Source organism: uncultured Microbulbifer sp., assembly GCF_947489355.1.
In the GTDB taxonomy this organism is placed as follows: Bacteria; Pseudomonadota; Gammaproteobacteria; order Pseudomonadales; family Cellvibrionaceae; genus Microbulbifer.
On record NZ_CANLDD010000109.1, the window covers coordinates 1 to 4573 of the forward strand.

At 54.2% G+C, this 4573-nt stretch carries 1 protein-coding gene; it reads right to left on the bottom strand.

The genetic code is table 11. The features are described from left to right. Positions 1–1057 precede the first annotated feature (1057 nt). Positions 1058–4573, bottom strand: a 3516-nt coding sequence (locus Q1A48_RS20610; RefSeq protein ID WP_299948639.1) for an Ig-like domain-containing protein, incomplete at its 5' end; no start/stop codon positions are given.

A 4573-nucleotide genomic window follows, 5' to 3' on the forward strand; every position in this document is an offset into this window, starting at 1 on the left:
CAAAGTGAGTAAAAGAAATTTGGTAAACGACATTGCCGGTCCTGCGGTGCTCACGGTGAGCAACACTTTTTCTGGTTGATTTTTGTTCTACACCACCCATCGGATGCGGATGCGAATACAGGGGTTCCTGGCCGCGAATGATGACGCAGTCTTTATCCACAGTGTTTGGGAGCTTGCCTGGAAACAGGCGAGATGTAAGAAGACCACAGGACCCGGATTCCAATAGTCGATTATATTGGGATTCAAATTGGCCCCGCAACCCGGGCCGCGTGTTAGGGTGCGGGTGGGGTGTTTGCTGTTGGCCGCTGAAAAGGTTTGTAAAACAACAAACCCCGGCAAGTTGTCACCGCGGGGACTTTGGTGGAGCCTGCCCGGCTAACATCATTTTCTTCAGTGCTTCGCGGATCAGGGCTTTCGGTATCCTTACCGTAATGGATTTAAATCCTGAGGCCATTGATGGCAAGGCAAAGCTGTTGGGGTTCTTAACCAAATCAAATGATGTGATCAATATCCAGGTCGATCATATCTCTCTTGATTCTACGGCTGTTTAAGTCCATTCAGACGGCACTGGCGCGTTAAAAAACGGTCCTCAATCTAGTGGCCTATGCTCCACTTTCCCGTTCAAAGGCATTTTTGGCGTCTATCATTTGGGCCATACCAGAGTTTGTGGCTTTAATCGTCTGTAATCCCCATGGCTACCTCTTTTACCGCGGAGAGCGCAGTCTGCACTGTGCTTACCCCAACACGCAGACCCGCATTACCCGTTTACGTGTCGTTACCGTCGCCGGGCGTTCGCAGCAGGGGAAAACGCAAGGAATCCGGCAATCCGGGCTCCGCTTCAACAAAAATGCATGACTCCGCCTTTGAGCGGTAGGGATTTTTTTAGCAAAGGTTTTCCCTGTTCAGGCATTCACCACCCTTCAAACCCAGCCGGTATTGCCCTGCATAGTATTGGTACCCAATACACCGATACCGCTCCAGGGTATCCAATGCCGTCAATCCCCCGATCACCACCGATACCGGTAGCATTGCTGTCTTTATAGAGTGCAGCCATCCGCTATGGCACTTCCTGAAAGGACAGATTCCATAGATCGCTCAACCGTCCATTTGTGCCTGAACCACCAAACAACCATACTTTATCATTGTCATCTGTCCAGAAAAAAGCGTCCGTTCTTGCCCCGGGCACACTGCAGGCACTCGCTATGCCCTGCTCGCCGTAAATACCGGGTTGATTCCTACTATTGGAACCCGACACCCAGGTCCATAGTTGTGTGTCCACATCCCATTTCCATAAATCATTTAAGGTACCTCTACTGGTTGGACTTGGACTGGTAGAAAATCCACTTCCACCAAACAACCACAAATCACCCGCACTATCCGTCCAGGAACTAGCGTAGTCTCTGGCGCCCGGCACATTATCTATATGCGCTACACCTTGAGTCCCATAAACACCGGGCCGATTCCCAACATTGGAACCGGATACCCAAGTCCATTGTTCCGCAGCCACATCCCATTTCCATAAATCATTTAGCTTGCCGTTGTTTGCACCGAAATCCCGACCAAAGCCGCCAAATAACCATAAATCACCCGCACTATCTGTCCAGGAAACCGCACCAATTCTTGCCCCGGGCCTGTTCGTTTCAAGGGCGATGCCTTTGAACCCATAGCTACCGGATTGATCAACGCGGTTCGAACCTGATACCCAGGCCCACTGTTTTAAATTGACATCCCATTTCCATAAGTCATTAAAAGATGCAGCGAGCCTTCCTGGAGCAGGGCCTTGACCTCCAAACAGCCATAAATCGCCGGCGCCGTCTGTCCAGGTAGTAGCAAACTGTCTTCCACCGGGCGTATTTGCCGCACCGGCTGTGCCCCTGGTCCCATAAACACCTGGTTGGTCTGTGCTTTTCGAACCGGATTCCCAGACCCACTGACTCAAGCTCATATCCCATCGCCACAGGTCATTGAGTGTCCCCGAATCTCCTGACTCACCTAAACCAAAACCACCAAATAACCATAAATCGCCAGAAGCATCTGTCCAGGAAACTGCCCGCTCTCGCACCCCGGGAGTATTATTGGCATGGGCCACGCCTTTCGTCCCGTAAACACCATATGGCGTTCTACCATTCGAGCCTGAAATCCATGTCCATAATTGTGTATCCACATCCCATTTCCACAAATCGTTGGAAGAACTATCACCTCCGGCAATATCTAAAACGCGACCGCCAAATAACCATAAATCACCGGCGGCATCTTTCCATAAAGCAGCTCTGGATCTTCCGCCCGGTGTATTGCCGGCATCGGCTATGCCTTGCTGTCCATATATGACCGGCTGATTTCCGCTATCCGAGCCCGATTCCCAGATCCAGAGCTGCGCGGGAGTGATTGGGTTCAGGGTATTGCTAACCGAGAGACTATCCGAGTTGCTGCATACTTCTCCTGCACCCGTGCCCCCGCAAGCCTGCAATATATACTGCGCATTGGCGCGGGCGCATAGGAACACATTCAGCGTCAGGGTTTGGGTGCCCTGGGCAACCTCAGTGCCAACCGGACTAAAACCGGACAGACCATCGGGGTTTTCCAACAACCGGTAAAGGGTTGCGCCGGGGACATCGGTCCAGTCAAAGCGAAAATGCTCCGCGGCATCAAGACTCAAGGTGAGATCCTGCACCTGCCCCACCGGTATAGTGACCGCCACAGTATTACTGACAATGCCACCCTGGCTGGCAGACACCGCCGTGCTGCCCACACCCACAGCAGTGACTTTACCCTGGCTATCCACTGTGGCAATGGCGGTATTGCCACTTTGCCAGTCAACGCTGCCGGTGCGGTCAGCGGTGCTGCCATCGCTAAAAGTACCCTGAGCAAAGAGCGTTTCGCTACTGCCCAAGGCCAGGCTGACGGTTGCCGGTATCACTTGGAGACTGGTTAACACCGCGGGGGTAACCGTAACTGCCACCGCATTGCCGGCAACCCCATCTTTACTGGTGGAAACCGTCGCGCTGCCTTCATTGACCGCCGCCAGTTGGCCCTGGCTGTCGACCGTAACAATATGGGTATCGCTACTGGTCCAAGCAACGTTATAAGTCAAATCCTCCGTGGTGCCATCACTAAAAGTGCCCTGGGCCGTTAGTTGTTGCGTGGTGCCCTTAGCCAGACTATTGCTGGCCGGTGTGACCTGAATCGCGGTTAATACCGCACCGGTGACAGTGACTGTGGCGGTATTGCTATCAATCCCCGCCTGGCTGGCAGAGACAGTCGCATTGCCTTCATTGACCGCCGCCAGTTCACCACTGCTATCCACCGTAACAATATGGGTATCGCTACTGGTCCAGGCAACACTGCCAGTGAGATCCGCTGTAGTACCATCACTAAACGTGCCCTGGGCGGTGAGCTGTTGGCTATTGCCCTTGGCCAGACTATTGCTGGCCGGTGTGACCTGAATCGCGGTTAATACCGCACCGGTGATGGTGACTGTGGCGGTGTTGCTAACAATCCCTTCCTGGCTGGCAGACACGGTGGCGGTGCCTTCGTCTACCGCCGTCAGTTGGCCACTGCTATCCACCGTAACAATATCGGTATCACTACTGATCCAGGCAACACTATTGGTTAAATCAGCGGTAGTGCCATCACTAAAAGTACCCTGGGCGGTCAATTGCTGCGTATTGCCCTTGGCCAGGCTGGGCGCAGGTGGTGTCACCTGAATACTGGTTAACACGGCGCCGGTGACATTGACCGTCACGGTATTGCTGACAATACCGCCCAAACGGGCATAGGCCGTGGTGTTACCCTCTTCCACCGCTGTGAGTTGCCCCTCCATATCTACAGTGGCGACAGCGGTATCGCCACTGTGCCAGTTGACACTGGTGAGCGTGACGATAGTGCCATCGCTGTAGCGGCCCAGGGCGGTGAGCTGTTGGGCATTGCCTTTGGCCAGGTTGACGGTGGCAGGCGTTACTTGAATCGCGGTCAATACGGCGGGGGTGACGGTCACTGTTGCGGTATTGCTAACAACCCCCTCCTTGCTGGCAGACACGGTGGCGATGCCTTCGTCTACCGCCGTCAGTTGGCCACTGTTATCGACCGTAACAATCTTGGTATCACTACTGGTCCAGGCAACACTAGTAGTGAGATCAGCCGTCGTGCCATCACTGAAGGTGCCCATGGCGGTGAGCTGCTGGCGGTTGCCCTTGGCCAGGCTGGGTGCGGGCGGTGTCACTTGAATCGCAGTTAACACGGCACCGTTCACGGTGACTGTCACGGTATTGCTGACAATACCCTCCCAACTGGCAGAAATGGTCGTATCACCTTCGTCCACCGCGGTCAGCTCACCCTGGCTATCCACAGTAGCAATCGCGGTATCGCCACTGTTCCAGGCAACTGCATTGGTCACATCATCGGTGCTGCCGTCGCTATAAGTACCCATGGCGGTGAGTTGCTGGCGGTTGCCCTTGGCCAGGCTGGGTGCGGGCGGTGTCACTTGAATCGCAGTTAACACGGCACCGCTCACGGTGACGGTCACGGTATTGCTGACAATGTCACCCCAACTGGCAGAGGCCGTGGTACTGCCTTC